Here is a 14,644-nt window from a genome sequence, read left to right on the forward strand (position 1 = left end):
AAAAACGGCGCTTCCCAGCAGAATTGTCAGTATGACGATCACCACGGTCGCCCCGCCGCCCACGCACCGCACACCCCTCGCGCTCGCGCGGGGGTTCCTGACCGGTGGCGTGGTCGGCACGTCGCTCGCCGCGCTCGTCGTGGGCGGGATCGTCGAGAACGTGCCGCTGTTCGTCACGGGGTTGGTCCTGCCCGTGGTCTACGGACTGCTGTTCCTCCTCGCCGGTGTGCCGAGGCGTGCCCGGGAGGCGGCGGTCGTGCCCTGTACGGCGCTCGCGATGATCGAGGGTCTGGAGGCCGTCGGGGGCGAGTCGAGCGACATACCGGTGCGGTTCGAGCTCACCGTCGCGCCGGACGACGGGCCGGCGTACCGGGTCGAGATCACGCAGGACATCAACCTCGTGGACCTGTCCGACTACCGGCCGCGCGGCGTTGTGGTGGTCCAGTACCCGCCGGACCGGCCGTGGCGGGTGCGGATCGTCAAGCGGCCGACACCGGAGTGGGAGGGCCGGGTGGCCTCGGCCCGCCTCGACTCGGCGCCCGGGACGGCCAGGGTGGCCGCGCCCCCGGAGGGCCGCGCCTTCGGCTTCGTCGTGCTGCTCGGGCTGCTGCTCGGTGCGGTCGTCGTGGTCCTGCCATTCCGCGCGGACCTCTTCGACCGGAACGACACCGCGAAGTCGCCTTCGGCCGCGCCGCCGTCCGTCTCCTCCACGTCGTCGACCACAGTGGTGTCGTCGGCGTCCGGAACGGTCGCCCTGGGCCCGGGCCGGTCGTTTCTCGACACGGGTGAACTGGACCGGGCCGTGGGCTCGCTCACCACGGGTGGGGACGCACGCCAGGCGCTCACCGTTGTCGTGCAGGAACAGCTGCTGTCGGTCGTGTTCTTGCCGACCGGAATGCAGGCCTCGGGGTTCGACCTCCGCGCGCTGCCCTACGACCGTGTCCCCGCCCTGGTGGAGGAGGCCACCACCACCCTCGGTGTCGACTCCCCGAGCACCTGGCAGATCACCGCCGACCGCCTCACCGGCGGGGTCGCCGTCAGAGTCTCGGTGACCGGCCCCGAAGGCACCGCCTATCTGGAGGCGGATGGACAGGGCAAGGTCGTGCGGCGCGTCTCGGCAGGAGGCTGACCCATGGACTGGCACATGTATCCGGTGCTGTGGTGCGGGGTGTTCGGCACGTGGGCGCTGGTCGGATACGGGCTGTCACTGGCCGGGATGACCCGGGCGCAGCGGACGGTCCGGGCGATCGGGCGGATCGAGCGGGTGGGGGAGCCTCGGCACGGAAGCTCCCCGAAGGACGGGATAGCCGTGGTCGTCTCGTTCCAAGACCCGTCCACCGGGGAGGAGTTCACCGTCACCAACGACGGTGGGCCGGGCGAGAGGATCAGCGTGGCCTGGACGGGCCGGGAGATCGGCGTGCACTACCCGCGCGGCAGACCCCACGACTTCCGGTTCGCCGACCACCGCTCCGAAGGCGGGCGCGGCCTCGGTTGGCCCAACTTCGCGCTCTTCCTCGTCTACGCCGGTCTGGTCGTCGTCGCCGCGATCGACCGGGGCTGGCCGTGGGCGCTGCTCGGCTTCTGCGGGCCGTGGGCCCTCTCCGGGGTGTACCACCTGCCCGGCAACATCCGCGACCGGAACCGCCGTCTCGGCGAACTGGCCGCCATGGCCGCCGTACCCGGCCGCGTCGTTGCCGTGCTCAAGAGCGTCAGCACCGACGACGATGGCTACACCTCCACCCGCCTGGTACCGGTCGTCACCTTCACCACCCTCGACGGCAGGGCTGTCACGGCCTACTGCGAGTCAGGCCTGCGGAACCCCGCCGGATCGCAGGGCCTGGACGTCACGATCCACTACGCCCCCGCCGACCTGGCCGTCCTCACCCTGGACGTCGAGGCCGAACGCCGTTCCTGGAAGCGGGACATGGCCGTCAACGTGGTGGGTGTGCTGGTCGTGGCAGCGGCGGCCGTGGTGGGGGTGGTCGCGCTGTGACACGGCGGGCTATGTTCCCGCCATGGATCCGTTCACGTTCGACTACGAGGACTTGCATCTGCGCGTGGACCGGGGGGTGTTCGAGCTGTTCGGCCCGCGTGGTTCCGAGCTGAGGGTGCCGCTGCGGTGGCTCGGGGCGTTGGTGCACTACAAGAAGCCCGACCGGCCCGGCACGTTGCTCATCGGCACCGTACGTGATCCGGACGCTGCGCTCTACGGCACCGACCGGGCCGCCTTCTGGTACAGCACCTCGCCCGCGTTCCAGGTGCCGCCCGATGACGAGCCGTTGTTCCGCGCGTACTTCACCGAGGTGGCCGCGCTCGCCGACCGGAGGGTGGTCTGACCTGGATCAGGCGGTGCCGAAGGTGTTCCAGCACGAGCGCGTGTACATCCAGGTCGACCGGGGGATCGTCGAGGTCTTCCGGCGCAGTAACGTCATCGGGCCGTACCGCTACCCGCCGGCCCGGGTGACGGTGTACGCCGAGGCGCGTCGAGGGGGCCGGACCCGGCTGCACTTCGGGATCGCCGAGGACCTGGGCGAACCGATCTACGGGTGTGTGCCGACCCTGCCCGGAGCGCTGGGAAGAGAGGTACGGCACGTAGGCGCGCCAGTCGCGGGGCGGCAGGAGCGCACCAAGATTGTGTCGCAGTGGCCATGATTTTGCGTCAACTGTCCGAAATGCAGCAGCCCGACGGCCGGCGGCGTCACCGGCGCACCGAGTGTCGTGGTCAGGACCACGGCGCCGCCCACCGCGACGATCGGCAGTGCGTATGCCGCCGGCGAGGCCGCCGAGCACGGTTGCGGGCAACGACCCCGCTTGCTCTGCGGGGTCATCTCACTCATCCCCGGCGCACCGACCGGGTTGGCGTGCTGTCAGCTCGTCGATCCACGCCCCGTGCCGGTGTGGCCGTACCGGCGCTGGAACCGCTCGACGCGGCCGGCGGTGTCCAGGACGCGGGCGGTGCCGGTGTAGAAGGGGTGGCTGGCCGAGGAGATCTCGACGTCGATGACGGGGTAGGTGTTGCCGTCCTCCCACTCGATCGTGCGGGTGCTGGTGGCGGTCGAGCGCGTGAGGAAGGCGAGGCCGCCGGACTTGTCGCGGAAGACGACGGGGCGGTACTCGGGGTGGATGCCGGGCTTCATGGGGTGTGCCTCCAGGGGATTGGTCAGCGCTCTTCGCGGAAGTCGACGTGCTGCTTGACGATCGGGTCGTACTTGCGCAGGACCAGCCGGTCGGGGTCGTTGCGGCGGTTCTTGCGGGTCACGTAGGTGTAGCCGGTCCCGGCGGTGGAGCGGAGCTTGATGATCGGGCGCAGTTCGTTGCGGGCCATGAGGTCCTCTCTGGGGTTGGTTGGGCGGGGGATGGCATCACTATAGCAAAATGAAATCCGTTTTCATCTAGGCTACTGTGGGGAGCGCATCCCGGGGCCGTCCCGCCTGTCCCGGGATGCGCAGCCCTTGCACGCCCGCACCCGCCGCACATGGAGTCCCCCGATGTCTGCTCACTGCCAACTGACCGGTCGCAAGCCGGGGTTCGGCAATGCGATCTCGCACTCGCACCGCCGCACCCGCCGCCGCTTCGACCCGAACATCCAGCGCAAGCGCTACTGGCTGCCCAGCGAAGGCCGCTTCGTGCGTCTCACGCTCAGCGCCAAGGGCCTGAAGACCGTCGACGCGATCGGCATCGAGGCCGCTGTCAGCCGGATCCGGGCCCGTGGGGAGAAGGTCTGATGGCCAAGCGGAGCAAGGTGGCGAAGAACGAGAAGCGCCGTGCCGTCGTCGCCCGGTACGCCGAGCGGCGGGCCGAGCTGAAGAAGGTCGTCGCGAGCCCGTCGAGCACTCCCGAGGAGCGGGCCGCCGCCCAGCGCGGGCTCGCCCGCCAGCCGCGCGATGCCAGCGCGACCCGCGTGCGCAACCGCGACAGCGTGGACGGCCGGCCGCGCGGCTACCAGCGTGCCTTCGGCCTGTCCCGGATCAACCTCCGAGTCATGGCCCATGCCGGGCAGCTGCCCGGCGTCCGCAAGTCCAGCTGGTGAAGGGGGACCTCGTGTCCGATGACGTGAAGCTCCCGGTCGTCGTGGTGGCCGGGCTGCACGAGGATGTCCGCCGCCGGGTGGTGGACGAGCTGCTGGCCGGTGGCGTGGACGCGGTCGTGCTCCACCACGACCTGCGCGCCGCCTCGCAGGGCACCGTCCACCGTGAAATTCGCGACGGCGAGCGCGTGTTCGGTCGGGCTGAGGTCGAGCTCACCAACAACTGCCCCTGCTGCGCTCTGCGCGAGGACCTGTTGCCGGAGCTGCTGGGGATCGCCGAGGATGGTCAAATCGGTTTGGTCATAGTCGAGTTGTGGGGAGGAAGTGACCCGCATCCGGCCGTCGAGCTGATCGCCGGAGGCGAGGTGGACGGCCGCTGCCTGCACGAGGTGGTCGAACTCGCCGGCGTGGTCACGGCCGTGGACCCGCTGCGGGTGGTCGGCGAGCTGTCCGTCTCCGACGACCTGGTCGAGCACGGCCTGCACACCTGCGCCGACGACGCCCGTACCTGCGCCGAGGCGCTGGCCCACCAGATCGAGTACGCCGCCGTGCTGGCCGTCCCGCGGGCCGGCCGGGACGGTGACACCCCGGAACGGCGGGCCGGGCTCGCCGTCCTCGGTCAACTGCACCCGACCGCGCGGACCGTGCGCCTCGGCACGGGCGAGCTGATCCGCGTGGCGCTCGGCGGCTTCGATGTCGCGGCCGCCCGCGACCGGGTCAACCCGGCGCTCGCGCTGCTGCCGCAGCAGCACGACGAGGCGGGCGTGGCCACGGTGGTGTGGGAGCGACGCAGACCGCTGCACCCCGGGCGGCTGTATGAGGCCCTGGAGCTGCTGGTTCCCGCCGCCCAGCGCAGCCGCGGCCGGTTCTGGCTGGCCAACCGCCCCGACCTGATGCTGGCCTGGGACGCCGCAGGGGCCAACCTGGCGGTCGAGGAGTGCGGGCCCTGGCTGGCCTCGCTGCCCGACGCGGCCTGGGAGCTCTACCCGCCCGCGCGCCGGGCTGCCGCCGCGCTCGACTGGCACCCCCTGCACGGCGACCGGGTCCAGCAGCTCAGCTTCACCGCCGTGGGCCTGGACGCCGACGGGATCGTCGAACTGCTCGACTCCTGCCTGCTCACCGACGCCGAACTGCTGGCGGGTGAACAGGGCTGGAAGGCGCTGCCGGACGCGTTCGAGGATCTGCTCGAACCCGTCTCCTGATCACCTGCCCGAACCGAACGAAGGACCCGAGATGGCCAAGCGCCCCGGCCCCGCACGGCCGGCCAAGCCCCGCCCCAACCCCCTGATCGAGGCGGGCATCACGTACGTCGACTACAAGGACACCACCCTTCCCCCAGCCTTCGGCCGGGGGTGCCCCCATCGGAAGTTCATCTCCGACCGCGGCAAGATCCGCAGCCGCCGGGTCACCCGCCTGACCGTCCAGCAGCAGAAGGCCATGGCCCGCGCCATCAAGAACGCCCGCGAGATGGCACTGCTGCCGTACGCCTCCAGGGCAAAGGCCGACCGGTGACGGGATCGCCGCCGACCGCTGCGCCGGCCAGGCTCCCGGTGACCGTGCTCTCGGGCTTCCTCGGCGCGGGGAAGACCACGCTGCTCAACCACGTCCTGAACAACCGGGACGGGCTGCGGGTCGCGATCATCGTCAACGACATGAGCGAGGTCAACATCGACGCCGCACTGGTCCGCGACGGTGGGGCGGCTCTGTCCCGGACCGAGGAGCGGCTGGTCGAGATGACCAACGGGTGCATCTGCTGCACCCTGCGCGACGACCTGCTGGAGGAGGTCGACCGGCTCGCGCGGGAAGGCCGCTTCGACTACCTGCTGATCGAGTCCAGCGGCATCTCCGAGCCCATGCCGGTCGCAGCCACCTTCGCGTTCGAACGTGACGACGGCGCCAGACTCGGTGACGTCGCCCGGCTGGACACCATGGTCACCGTGGTCGACGCTGCCAACTTCCTGCCCGAACTTCGCGGTGGCGACGAGCTGACCGCGCGCGGACTCGACCAGTACGAGGACGACGACCGTACCGTCAGCGACCTGCTGATCGAGCAGGTGGAGTTCGCCGACGTCCTCGTGCTCAACAAGACCGACCTGGTGTCCGCCGAGGAGGCGGACCGGTTGGCCGCGGCACTGGGCCGGCTCAACCCCGCCGCCCGGATCGTGCGGGCGACCGGTGGCCGCGTCCCTCCCGCCGATCTGCTCGGCACCGGCCTGTTCGACCTGACCCGGGCGCAGGAGGCGCCGGGCTGGGTGGCCGAGCTCAACGGTGACCACGTGCCGGAGACCGAGGAGTACGGCATCGGCAGCCTGGTCTACCGCGCCGACCGGCCCTTCCATCCGGGCCGGCTCTGGGAGCTGGTGAGTCGGCGCCTGGATGCCGGGGAGTTCGGCTCGGTGCTGCGCTCCAAGGGGTTCTTCTGGCTGGCCTCCCGGCCGACCGTCACCGGACTGTGGTCCCAGGCCGGTGCGGTCGCCCGGTTCGAGCCTTCCGGTGTGCGCCTCGCCGACTCCGAACAGCACGAGGGCGGACAGGAGTTGGTGTTCATCGGCACCGGACTCCGGAAGGACGGGCTGCGCGCCGCGCTCGCCCACTGCCTGCTGGACGACCTCGAACATGCCGCCGGACCGGCCGTCTGGACCACCCTCGACGACCCGTTTCCCGCGTGGGACGCGCACCACTCCCAGCGCGATCACGACCACGCCCACCTGGCGTAGGACCCAGACCTCAGAAGGAGCCCACCATGGCCGTACCCAAGCGGAAGATGTCCCGGAGCAACACCCGGCACCGGCGCGCGCAGTGGAAGGCGAGCACCCCGGACCTCGTGCCGGTCACCGTCAACGGCCGCGAGCACCTGGTGCCGCGCCGACTGGTCCGCGCCTATGAGCGGGGACTGCTGACGCCGGAGCCGTAGGAACACCAGGGAGGGGCCGCAGCCCAGGGCTGCGGCCCCGCTGCCGTTTCGGCAGCCCGCTGGTGGTCGGGATCCGGGAGTGCTCGACCGACTTCGGACGTCGGCTACGGCACCCGGGCGGTGAACAACTGCCGGCCGAGGAGCGTCAACGGATGGTTCTCGTCGGGCAGCGTGAGAACCGTGCCGATTCCGGCGCCGGCGAGCGCGTCGAGCCATCGGTCGCGGGACGCGGCAGGGGAGCCGGAGCCGAACCGCGCGACCGGGTGGAGGAACACACGTGAGATCAGCGCCTCGTACGGTTCGAGGATCGGCTCGGTGAGCAGGAGCCAGCCCCCCGGGACGAGCAGCGCGGCGAGCCGGCGGGCCGTGGTCCCGGGGTCGGGGGAGTCGCCGAGTGCCCCGGTGGCGACGATCACGTCGAAGGAGCCGGGCCGGGGGCCGTGCTCGCCGGGCTCGCCGTGCAGGTCGAAGAGGGCGCAGCGCACCCGGGCGTGCCTCGCCAGCCGTGACCGGGCTGCGGCGAGCAGGAGTTCGGAGGCGTCGGTGCACAGGTAGTCGACGGCGGGCCCGGGGTTGCCCTCGGCGGCGAGGGCGGTCGCGATCGCGGCGGTGGTGTGGCCGGTGCCGGCGCCGATCTCCAGGACCCGCAGTGGACCGGGTCCGGAGTGGGCGAGCGCGATGTCCCGTAGCGTGGTGGTCAGTGCGGTGGTGAAGTAGCGGCCGGTCGCTGTCTGCCGCCCGAAGGCGTCCGCGATCCGCATGCTGCCTTTGGGGAGGAGCAGATCGGCCGCCCGGCGCTCGCCGGCCAGCAGTGCGGGCAGGCGCTCGGCGCAGCGGCGGAGGAAATCGATGACGGTCGCCGAGCCGAGGTGGCCGGTCCAGGCGTCGGCGGCCAGCTTCCAGAGCGTGGCGATCGCGGCGGGCTCGACCGGTATGCGGGCGCGGTGGAGCCGTCCGTCACTGGTGATCAGGCCGTGGTCGGCCAGGACCTCGAGCCACCGTTCCACCAGCGGCCGGTACTCCGACGTGACCCGGGCCGCGTCGAGGATGTCGGTGAGAGTGTGGTCCCGGGCGGGGTCCGTCAGGACGCCGCGGTGCTGGAGCGCGATCAGCATCGAGGCGAGGACGGCCGCCTCCAGCCGTTCGGTGAAGGTGCGGGCCTGCTCGGCGGAGATCCCGATGCCGTGCTTCCACGCCTGGGCCGCGGCGGCGGCCGTCACGGTGTGGAGGGTGGTGTCGGCCGCCTCGGGCCCGGTGTGCGGCTCGCGAACGTGCGCCACGACCGCCCCCAGGGCATCGACGGCGGCGTACACGTCCTCCTGCCGGGGTTCGGGGCCGATGTGCACCACTCGCCGCAGCCTGCTCAGGTCGTTCGCGTGGAGGCCGGACACGCGGACGAGGCGCCACAGCAGGTCGGACGGCAGGCTCAGGTGGGTCGTCCTCGATCCGGCCAGCCGGGCGAGGACGTGGGAGGGCGACTGGTCCGGCTCGCCGCAGATCACGGTGCCGCCGGCAAGGACGGTCGCGAGCGCGAGATCCACCGCGAGCTCGCTGACCGGGTAGGCCACGGTGTGCCGGATGGGCGGTGGGCCGAGGATGCCCGCCCAGTGGCGCAGCCGCCGCTCGGCCGGATCGGACCCGCGGGTCGGGAAGGCCGGCAGGTGTGCGACACGTCCGGCCACCGCCTCCGCCAGCCCCTCCGGCACCTTGCCCCGCAGCAGGGCGTTGCCGCTGACGGGCCGGCCCTCGGCCGTCATCAGGGCGGGTCGGTCGCCGAGCGCGCGGAGGGCGCGCAGCAGCGGATGGGTGTAGGACACGGCGTCAACTCCGGGCTCGGCGGCGGAAGCGGGACCACTGAATCACAGGAGCGGACTTGGAGACAATGGTTTTCATGTCTGATTGCGGGCGCGGAGCTCACGGCAGCACGGGCTGGATCGTGTCCCGGTAGGGGTTGCGCGGCTGGGGGATCCGCGTCAGTGCGGTGGCGTCGAGTCCGGGCGCGGACCGGCCGGAGGTCGGCCGCCAGACGCCGGTGACGGTGACCCAGGTGTCGGCCGGCGGTGCGGTGATGCCGTGGATCGCGACCTTCAGGGTGCGGGCGTCGGCCGCGCAGCAGGTGACGATGACCCGGCTGAGCTGCCAGGTGCCGTCGGCGGCGGGTGCGGCGAAGCCGGTGAGCCGGACGGTGCGGCCGGCGAGGGAGTGGCTGTCGTCCCAGGCGGCTCGGGCGGTGAAGTCGGTCAGGGTGAGGTCGAGGGTGCCCTGATCGGGGAGCGCGGAGAAGTGGGTGCGCCTGGCGATCGCGCCGGACCCGTCGTGGGCGACGGTGTACGAGCCGAGCGCGGGCGGAGCGAAGATCAGCAGCATGGCGGCCGGCGGTGCCAACAGCCAGGCGGATCGCGGCCGGTGCTGCGGATCGCGTCGTCCGTCGCCGGCCAGGACGGACACCAGTCCGAGCAGCAGCAGCACCGCGCCCGAGGCGATCAGCAGGGGCCGCAGCCCCTCCTTGACGTACCGCAGGTAGAGGTCGCTCAGCAGGCTGACCCGCAGCAGCGCGGCGCCGGTCAGTACGAGCAGCAGGGCCGAGGCGTGCCGTCTCACAGCAGCCACGCCCCGATCAGTCCGCTGCACAGCACCGCTACGCAGAACGTCGCGGTCGAGAACCGGACCGCGAAGGCACGGCCGAAGGTGCCGGCCTGGAGGGCGATCAGTTTCAGGTCGACCATCGGGCCGACCACCATGAAGGCGAGTCGGGCGGTGGACGAGAAGCCGCTGAGCGACGCGGCGACGAACGCGTCGGCCTCGGAGCAGATCGACAAGGCCACCGCGAGTACGGCGAGCAGCAGGACGGACAGCCGCGGCGAGCCGGTGAAGGTCTCCAGCAGGGGTGGCGGAACGGCCACGTTGGAGGTGGCGGCCGCTGCCGCGCCGAACACCAGGAAGCCGCCTGCGTGCAGGAAGTCGTGCTGCAGGCCGCGTCGGAACGCCACCAGGCGTCCGCCCTCGTGCTGCTTCCCGACGCTCGGTGTCCGAAGCCACTCGGTGCGCCCGGCGCCGAGCCAGAGCAGGCCCATCGTGACCGAGGTGACGAGCGAGGCGACCAACCGTGCCATCACCATCGCGGGATGGCCCGGGAAGGCCAGTGAAGTCGCCACCAGCACCACCGGGTTGATCGCGGGTGCCGAGAGCAGGAAGGCCAGGGCGGCGGCGGGAGTCACTCCGCGCCGCATCAGGCTTCCGGCCACCGGTACCGAGGCGCACTCGCAGCCGGGCAGCACGACCCCGGCCGCGCCGGCCGTTACGACGGCGGCCGCCGGGTTGCGGGGCAGTACGCGGCTGAGCAGCCGGTCGGGGACGAAGGCGCCGATCGTGGCCGACACCACCGTGCCGAGCAGCAGGAACGGCATGCTCTGCAGGACGACGGCGCGAGCACGGTCCGCCAGGCCTCGAAGGCGGGGTCCTCGACCCAGCCCAGGAGATCGGGTGCGGCCATCAGGCCGGCGCTGCCGATGGCCAGCAGCGCGAACCCGCCCACCACCGTCATCACCAGCGCGCGCAGCAGACGCCACACCGCCTCGCTCGAACCGGCCGTCTCCTTGTCCACGAGCACCGGAGCCTAAGGCCTGTCCGACGCGGCCGAGGTCAAGGTTTGGCAATGGTTTTCATTTTTTCCTACGGGTGGATGGTGATGAAAACCATTCCCATCTACTGTGTGGGGTGTTCCCGGCACCCGAGCCACCAGGAGACCTTCCCCATGCGTTCCGCCAGACTTGCCGCCGCCGCTGCCATCGCGCTGCTCGCCGCAACCAGCGCCTGCTCGACCGCGCCCACGCCCGTCCCGTCCTCCGATGCGGGCGGCGCCGGCAAGGTCGTCCAGGTCGTCGCGGCCGAGAACTTCTGGGGCTCGATAGCCGCCCAGCTCGGCGGCGAGCACGCCAAGGTGGGCAACATCATCAACAGCCCGGACGCCGACCCGCACGACTACGAGCCCACCGCCGCCGACGGCCGCGCCGTCGCGGGCGCCCAGTACGTCATCACCAACGGCATCGGCTACGACGCCTGGACGGACAAGCTGCTCGGCGCCAACCCCGCATCCGGCCGGACCGTGCTCAAGGTCGGCGACCTGGTGGGCATCAAGGAGGGCGGCAACCCGCACCGCTGGTACTCGCCGGAGGACGTCCACCAGGTCATCGACCGGATCACCGCCGACTACCAGAAGATCGACCCGGCCGACGCCGCCTACTTCGACGCCCGGAAGGCCGACTTCCTGAGCAAGAGCCTGGCCCCGTACGACCAGGCGATCGCGCAGATCAAGGCCACCTACGCCGGAACCCCGATCGGCGCCTCGGAGTCGATCGTCACCCCGCTCGCCGAGAGCCTCGGCCTCAAGCTGCTCACCCCCGAGAGCTTCCTCGACGCCACCAGCGAGGGCACCGACCCGACCGCCGCCGACAAGGCCACCATCGACCAGCAGATCGCGACCAAGCAGATCAAGATCTACGTCTACAACAGCCAGAACGACACCCCGGACATCAAGGCGCAGGTCGAGGCGGCCAAGGCCCAGGGCATCCCGGTCGCCACCGTCACCGAGACGCCCACCCCGGGCAACGCCGGCTTCCAGGACTGGCAGACCGCCGAACTCCAGGGCATCGCCGCCGCGTTGAAGCAGGCGACCGGCAAGTGACCGCCCAGCCGATCGAGCAGGCCGCGGTGCCCGCACCTGCCCACGCCGGAGCGCCCGTGCTCCAGTTGACCGGCGCGGCCGTCCGGGTCGGCGGTCGCACGCTCTGGTCGGGAGTCGATCTCACCATCGGGGCCGGGGAGTTCACCGCTGTCCTCGGCCCCAACGGGGTCGGCAAGTCGACCCTGCTGAAGACGCTGCTCGGGGCCGCTCCCACGGCGGCCGGGGAGATCCGGGCCCCCGGGCGTACGGAGATCGGCTACCTGCCGCAGCGCCGCACCTTCGACGCGGGCGTACGGATCCGCGGGATCGACGTGGTGCGCCTCGGCCTGGACGGCCACCGCTGGGGCCTGCCAGTGCCGTTCCTCAACCGTGCCCGGCGGCGCGCCGAACGCAGGCGCATCGACGAGGCCATCGAGTCGACCGGCGCCACCGGCTACGCCCACCGGCCGATCGGCGAGTGCTCCGGCGGCGAACAGCAACGCCTGCTGCTCGCCCAGGCCCTGGTCACCCGCCCCCGGCTGCTGCTGCTCGACGAGCCGCTCGACAGCCTCGACCTGCCGAACCAGAGCGCCGTCGCCGCCCTGCTCGGCCGGATCTGCCGCGAGGACGGCGTGGCGGTCGTCATGGTCGCCCACGACGTCAACCCGATCCTCCACCACCTCGACCGGGTCGTGTACCTCGCCGAGGGCCGAGCCGTCACCGGCCCGCCCCGTGAGGTGATCACCTCCGAGACCCTCACCCGGCTCTACGGCGCCCCCGTCGAGGTGCTGCGCACCACCGACGGTCGACTGGTCGTGGTCGGAATGCCGGACGAATGCCGGAGCGGTGGCCCGTGCTGCTAGCCGAGACCACTCCGTACGCGTTCACGTGGAACCTGGTCGCCGACGTCCGGGAGATGTGGTCCTTCCCCTTCATGGTCAACGCCTTCCGCGCCGGGGCGATCGTCGCCGTGGTCGCCGGAGCCGTGGGCTGGTTCATGGTGCTGCGCCGGCAGACCTTCGCCGGGCACACCCTGTCCGTCGTCGCCTTCCCCGGTGCCGCCCTCGCCACCCTCATCGGGGTGTCCACCGCGGTCGGGTACCTGGGCGCCTGCCTGCTCGCGGCCGTGGTGATCGCCGGCCTTCGCGAGAGCGGCCGGTCCGGCGTGGCCGTGGAATCCGCGGCCACCGGTACGGTGCAGGCGTTCGCGCTGGCCTGCGGCTTTCTCTTCGTCACCCTCTACAAGGGGATGCTCGGCGGCCCGCAGGCCCTGCTGTTCGGGACCTTCCTCGGCATCACCACCGGCCAGGTGGCCCTGCTCACGGTCGTCGGGGCCGTGGTCCTCACGCTGCTGGCGGCCTTCGGCCGTCCGCTGCTGTTCGCCTCCTCGGATCGGGAGGTCGCGGCCGCGCGCGGCGTGCCGGTGCGAGCGCTCGGTGCGGGCTTCCTGCTCCTGCTCGGCGCGGCGACGGCGGAGGCGAGCCAGATCACCGGCAGCCTGCTGGTGTTCGCGCTGCTTGTGGTGCCCGCCGCCACCGCCCAGGTGCTCACCGCCCGGCCGGTCCTCGGGCTCGCGCTCACGGTGCTCCTCGGCCTCGCCGCCTGCTGGCTCGGGCTGATCGCGGCCTTCTACCAGCCGTACCCGCTGGGCTTCTTCGTCACCACCTTCGCCTTCGCCGGGTACGTCCTGGCGCAGCTGACCAGGGCGGTACGAGGCGCTGTGGGACGGGTGGCGCTGCCGACGGGAGCCACGTCGTGATCACGGCCCTGTCCCATCCGTTCTTCCTGCACGCGCTGCTGGCCGGTACCGCCATCGCCCTCGCCTCCGGCCTGGTCGGGTACTTCCTCGTCCTGCGAGCCCAGACCTTCACCGGCGACACCCTCGGACACGTCGCCTTCACCGGTGCCATGGCCGCCCTCGCCGGCGGCTACGACCTGCGACTCGGCCTGTTCGCCGCCACCATCGGCGTCGCCCTGCTGCTCGGCGCGCTCGGCCGTCGCGGCCGACCCGACGACGTCGTCATCGGCACCCTGTTCTCCTGGATCCTCGGACTCGGCACCTTCTTCCTCACCCTCTACACCACCCACCGCAGCAGCACCCAGGGCAACGCCGGAATCACCGTGCTCTTCGGCTCCATCTACGGACTCGATGCCACGCAGACCACCACCGCCGTCCTGATCGCCGCCGGCATCACCACCGCCGTCCTGCTGCTCGCCCGCCCGCTGCTCTTCGCCAGCCTGGACGAGGCGGTCGCCGCCGCGCGCGGCGTACCCGCCACCGCGCTCGGCCTCGGCTTCCTCGCCCTGGCCGGGGCGTGCGCCGCCGAGGTCACCCAGGCCGTCGGCTCGCTGCTGCTGCTCGGCCTGCTCGCCGCCCCGGCGGGCACGGCCATCCGCCTGACCGACCGTCCCTACCGCGCCCTCGGACTGTCCGCCGCACTCGCCGTGCTCGACCTGTGGGCCGGACTCGCGCTAAGCGCCCAGGTCCCCGTCCTGCCACCCAGCTTCAGCATCATGGCCGTCACTGCCACCTGCTACGCCGCCGCTCACCTGGTCGGACCCTAGGGCCGCGACCTGACCACGGAGGCCGCCACCATGCCCCGCAAACGCCAGACCGCTGCGCCCGGCTGGAAGGAGACACCGCAGCGTGTCCTGGTACGGCAGGCGCTCGCCGCCAGCCCCGGCTTCATCACCGCCCAGCTCCTGCACGCCCGGATGATCGCCGCCGGCGCGACGGTGGGCCTGAGCACCGTGTACCGGGCGCTGGCCGCGCTCACCGCCGCCGGGTACGCCGACACCGTCCGCGACGACGCCGGCGAACGGCACTACCGCCACCGGCCCGGCGCCGACCACCGCCACTACCTGATCTGCCGCCACTGCGGCCACAGCTTCGCCGTCGACTCCGGCCCGGTCGAGAAGTGGGCCGAGCGCGTCGTGCGCCAGTCGGGGTTCACCGACGTCCACCACACCGTCGAACTCGCCGGCACCTGCACCGACTGCACCGGCACCCGATCGGACGGCCCGTGACGCCACGCCCGCC

Annotated in this window: 19 protein-coding genes and 1 pseudogene; 15 read left to right on the plus strand and 5 right to left on the minus strand. The window is 72.0% G+C overall.

The window, feature by feature from the left end; genetic code table 11:
- Positions 1-31: 31 nt before the first annotated feature.
- Genes FHR36_RS12815 through FHR36_RS12830 form a run of 4 tightly spaced genes read left to right on the plus strand, consistent with a single transcriptional unit; the run spans position 32 to position 2,652 of the window.
- The gene (locus tag FHR36_RS12815) at positions 32-1,129 is read left to right on the plus strand and encodes a hypothetical protein (protein WP_253796501.1); all 1,098 of its coding nucleotides are present in this window, start codon (positions 32-34) and stop codon (positions 1,127-1,129) included.
- 3 nt (positions 1,130-1,132) lie between these two features.
- Entirely contained in the window at positions 1,133-1,993 is an 861-nt protein-coding gene (locus tag FHR36_RS12820) for a DUF3592 domain-containing protein (RefSeq protein WP_253796502.1), read from the plus strand.
- A 22-nt stretch (positions 1,994-2,015) separates the two neighbouring features.
- Positions 2,016-2,336, plus strand: coding sequence for a hypothetical protein (locus FHR36_RS12825; RefSeq protein ID WP_253796504.1), 321 nt, complete (start codon positions 2,016-2,018; stop codon positions 2,334-2,336).
- Positions 2,337-2,349: 13 nt separating this feature from the next.
- Positions 2,350-2,652, plus strand: a complete 303-nt coding sequence (locus FHR36_RS12830; RefSeq protein WP_253796505.1) for a hypothetical protein — start codon at positions 2,350-2,352, stop codon at positions 2,650-2,652.
- A 215-nt stretch (positions 2,653-2,867) separates the two neighbouring features.
- Here FHR36_RS12830 and FHR36_RS12835 read toward each other — a convergent pair whose 3' ends face one another.
- Positions 2,868-3,137: a type B 50S ribosomal protein L31 gene (locus FHR36_RS12835; RefSeq protein ID WP_253796506.1), complete on the minus strand. Its 270-nt coding sequence runs from the start codon at positions 3,135-3,137 to the stop codon at positions 2,868-2,870.
- A 23-nt stretch (positions 3,138-3,160) separates the two neighbouring features.
- On the minus strand, positions 3,161-3,325 hold the full coding sequence (rpmG, locus tag FHR36_RS12840) for a 50S ribosomal protein L33 (RefSeq protein WP_253796507.1): 165 nt from the start codon (positions 3,323-3,325) through the stop codon (positions 3,161-3,163).
- Between the two features lie 163 nt (positions 3,326-3,488).
- Between rpmG and rpmB the strand changes: the two genes are divergently transcribed.
- Genes rpmB through rpmF form a run of 6 tightly spaced genes read left to right on the plus strand, consistent with a single transcriptional unit; the run spans position 3,489 to position 6,941 of the window.
- Positions 3,489-3,725: a 50S ribosomal protein L28 gene (gene rpmB, locus FHR36_RS12845; protein ID WP_253796508.1), complete on the plus strand. Its 237-nt coding sequence runs from the start codon at positions 3,489-3,491 to the stop codon at positions 3,723-3,725.
- Positions 3,725-4,030, plus strand: coding sequence for a 30S ribosomal protein S14 (gene rpsN, locus FHR36_RS12850; protein ID WP_253796509.1), 306 nt, complete (start codon positions 3,725-3,727; stop codon positions 4,028-4,030). Before rpmB ends, rpsN begins: the two co-directional genes overlap by 1 nt.
- Before the next feature lie 11 nt (positions 4,031-4,041).
- On the plus strand, positions 4,042-5,229 hold the full coding sequence (locus FHR36_RS12855) for a CobW family GTP-binding protein (protein WP_253796510.1): 1,188 nt from the start codon (positions 4,042-4,044) through the stop codon (positions 5,227-5,229).
- Between the two features lie 31 nt (positions 5,230-5,260).
- On the plus strand, positions 5,261-5,539 hold the full coding sequence (gene rpsR, locus FHR36_RS12860; protein WP_253796512.1) for a 30S ribosomal protein S18: 279 nt from the start codon (positions 5,261-5,263) through the stop codon (positions 5,537-5,539).
- Positions 5,540-5,577: 38 nt separating this feature from the next.
- The gene (locus FHR36_RS12865) at positions 5,578-6,744 is read left to right on the plus strand and encodes a GTP-binding protein (RefSeq protein ID WP_407660820.1); all 1,167 of its coding nucleotides are present in this window, start codon (positions 5,578-5,580) and stop codon (positions 6,742-6,744) included.
- A gap of 26 nt (positions 6,745-6,770) precedes the next feature.
- Entirely contained in the window at positions 6,771-6,941 is a 171-nt protein-coding gene (rpmF, locus tag FHR36_RS12870; RefSeq protein WP_253796514.1) for a 50S ribosomal protein L32, read from the plus strand.
- Between the two features lie 104 nt (positions 6,942-7,045).
- Here rpmF and FHR36_RS39885 read toward each other — a convergent pair whose 3' ends face one another.
- The 3 genes and pseudogenes from FHR36_RS39885 to FHR36_RS12885 form a co-directional block, all read right to left on the minus strand.
- The gene (locus FHR36_RS39885) at positions 7,046-8,758 is read right to left on the minus strand and encodes a class I SAM-dependent methyltransferase (protein WP_253796515.1); all 1,713 of its coding nucleotides are present in this window, start codon (positions 8,756-8,758) and stop codon (positions 7,046-7,048) included.
- A 97-nt stretch (positions 8,759-8,855) separates the two neighbouring features.
- Positions 8,856-9,551, minus strand: coding sequence for a TIGR03943 family putative permease subunit (locus FHR36_RS12880; RefSeq protein ID WP_308199303.1), 696 nt, complete (start codon positions 9,549-9,551; stop codon positions 8,856-8,858).
- Positions 9,539-10,485, minus strand: a pseudogene (locus FHR36_RS12885) (permease). Before FHR36_RS12885 ends, FHR36_RS12880 begins: the two are co-directional and overlap by 13 nt.
- A 210-nt stretch (positions 10,486-10,695) precedes the next feature.
- Between FHR36_RS12885 and FHR36_RS12890 the strand changes: the two are divergent.
- From FHR36_RS12890 to FHR36_RS12910, 5 genes are read left to right on the plus strand one after another with little or no spacing between them, the layout of a single operon-like run.
- Positions 10,696-11,625: a metal ABC transporter solute-binding protein, Zn/Mn family gene (locus tag FHR36_RS12890; protein WP_253796516.1), complete on the plus strand. Its 930-nt coding sequence runs from the start codon at positions 10,696-10,698 to the stop codon at positions 11,623-11,625.
- Complete coding sequence (locus tag FHR36_RS12895; protein WP_253796517.1) at positions 11,622-12,467, plus strand: metal ABC transporter ATP-binding protein; 846 nt, start codon at positions 11,622-11,624, stop codon at positions 12,465-12,467. The genes FHR36_RS12890 and FHR36_RS12895 overlap by 4 nt, the downstream gene beginning before the upstream one ends.
- Entirely contained in the window at positions 12,458-13,363 is a 906-nt protein-coding gene (locus tag FHR36_RS12900) for a metal ABC transporter permease (RefSeq protein WP_253796518.1), read from the plus strand. Before FHR36_RS12895 ends, FHR36_RS12900 begins: the two co-directional genes overlap by 10 nt.
- Positions 13,360-14,169, plus strand: coding sequence for a metal ABC transporter permease (locus FHR36_RS12905; RefSeq protein ID WP_253796519.1), 810 nt, complete (start codon positions 13,360-13,362; stop codon positions 14,167-14,169). Before FHR36_RS12900 ends, FHR36_RS12905 begins: the two co-directional genes overlap by 4 nt.
- A 30-nt stretch (positions 14,170-14,199) precedes the next feature.
- On the plus strand, positions 14,200-14,631 hold the full coding sequence (locus tag FHR36_RS12910) for a Fur family transcriptional regulator (protein ID WP_253796521.1): 432 nt from the start codon (positions 14,200-14,202) through the stop codon (positions 14,629-14,631).
- Positions 14,632-14,644: the final 13 nt, after the last annotated feature.

The sequence above is a fragment of the Kitasatospora cinereorecta genome, assembly GCF_024172095.1.
Taxonomy (GTDB): Bacteria; Actinomycetota; Actinomycetes; order Streptomycetales; family Streptomycetaceae; genus Kitasatospora; species Kitasatospora cinereorecta.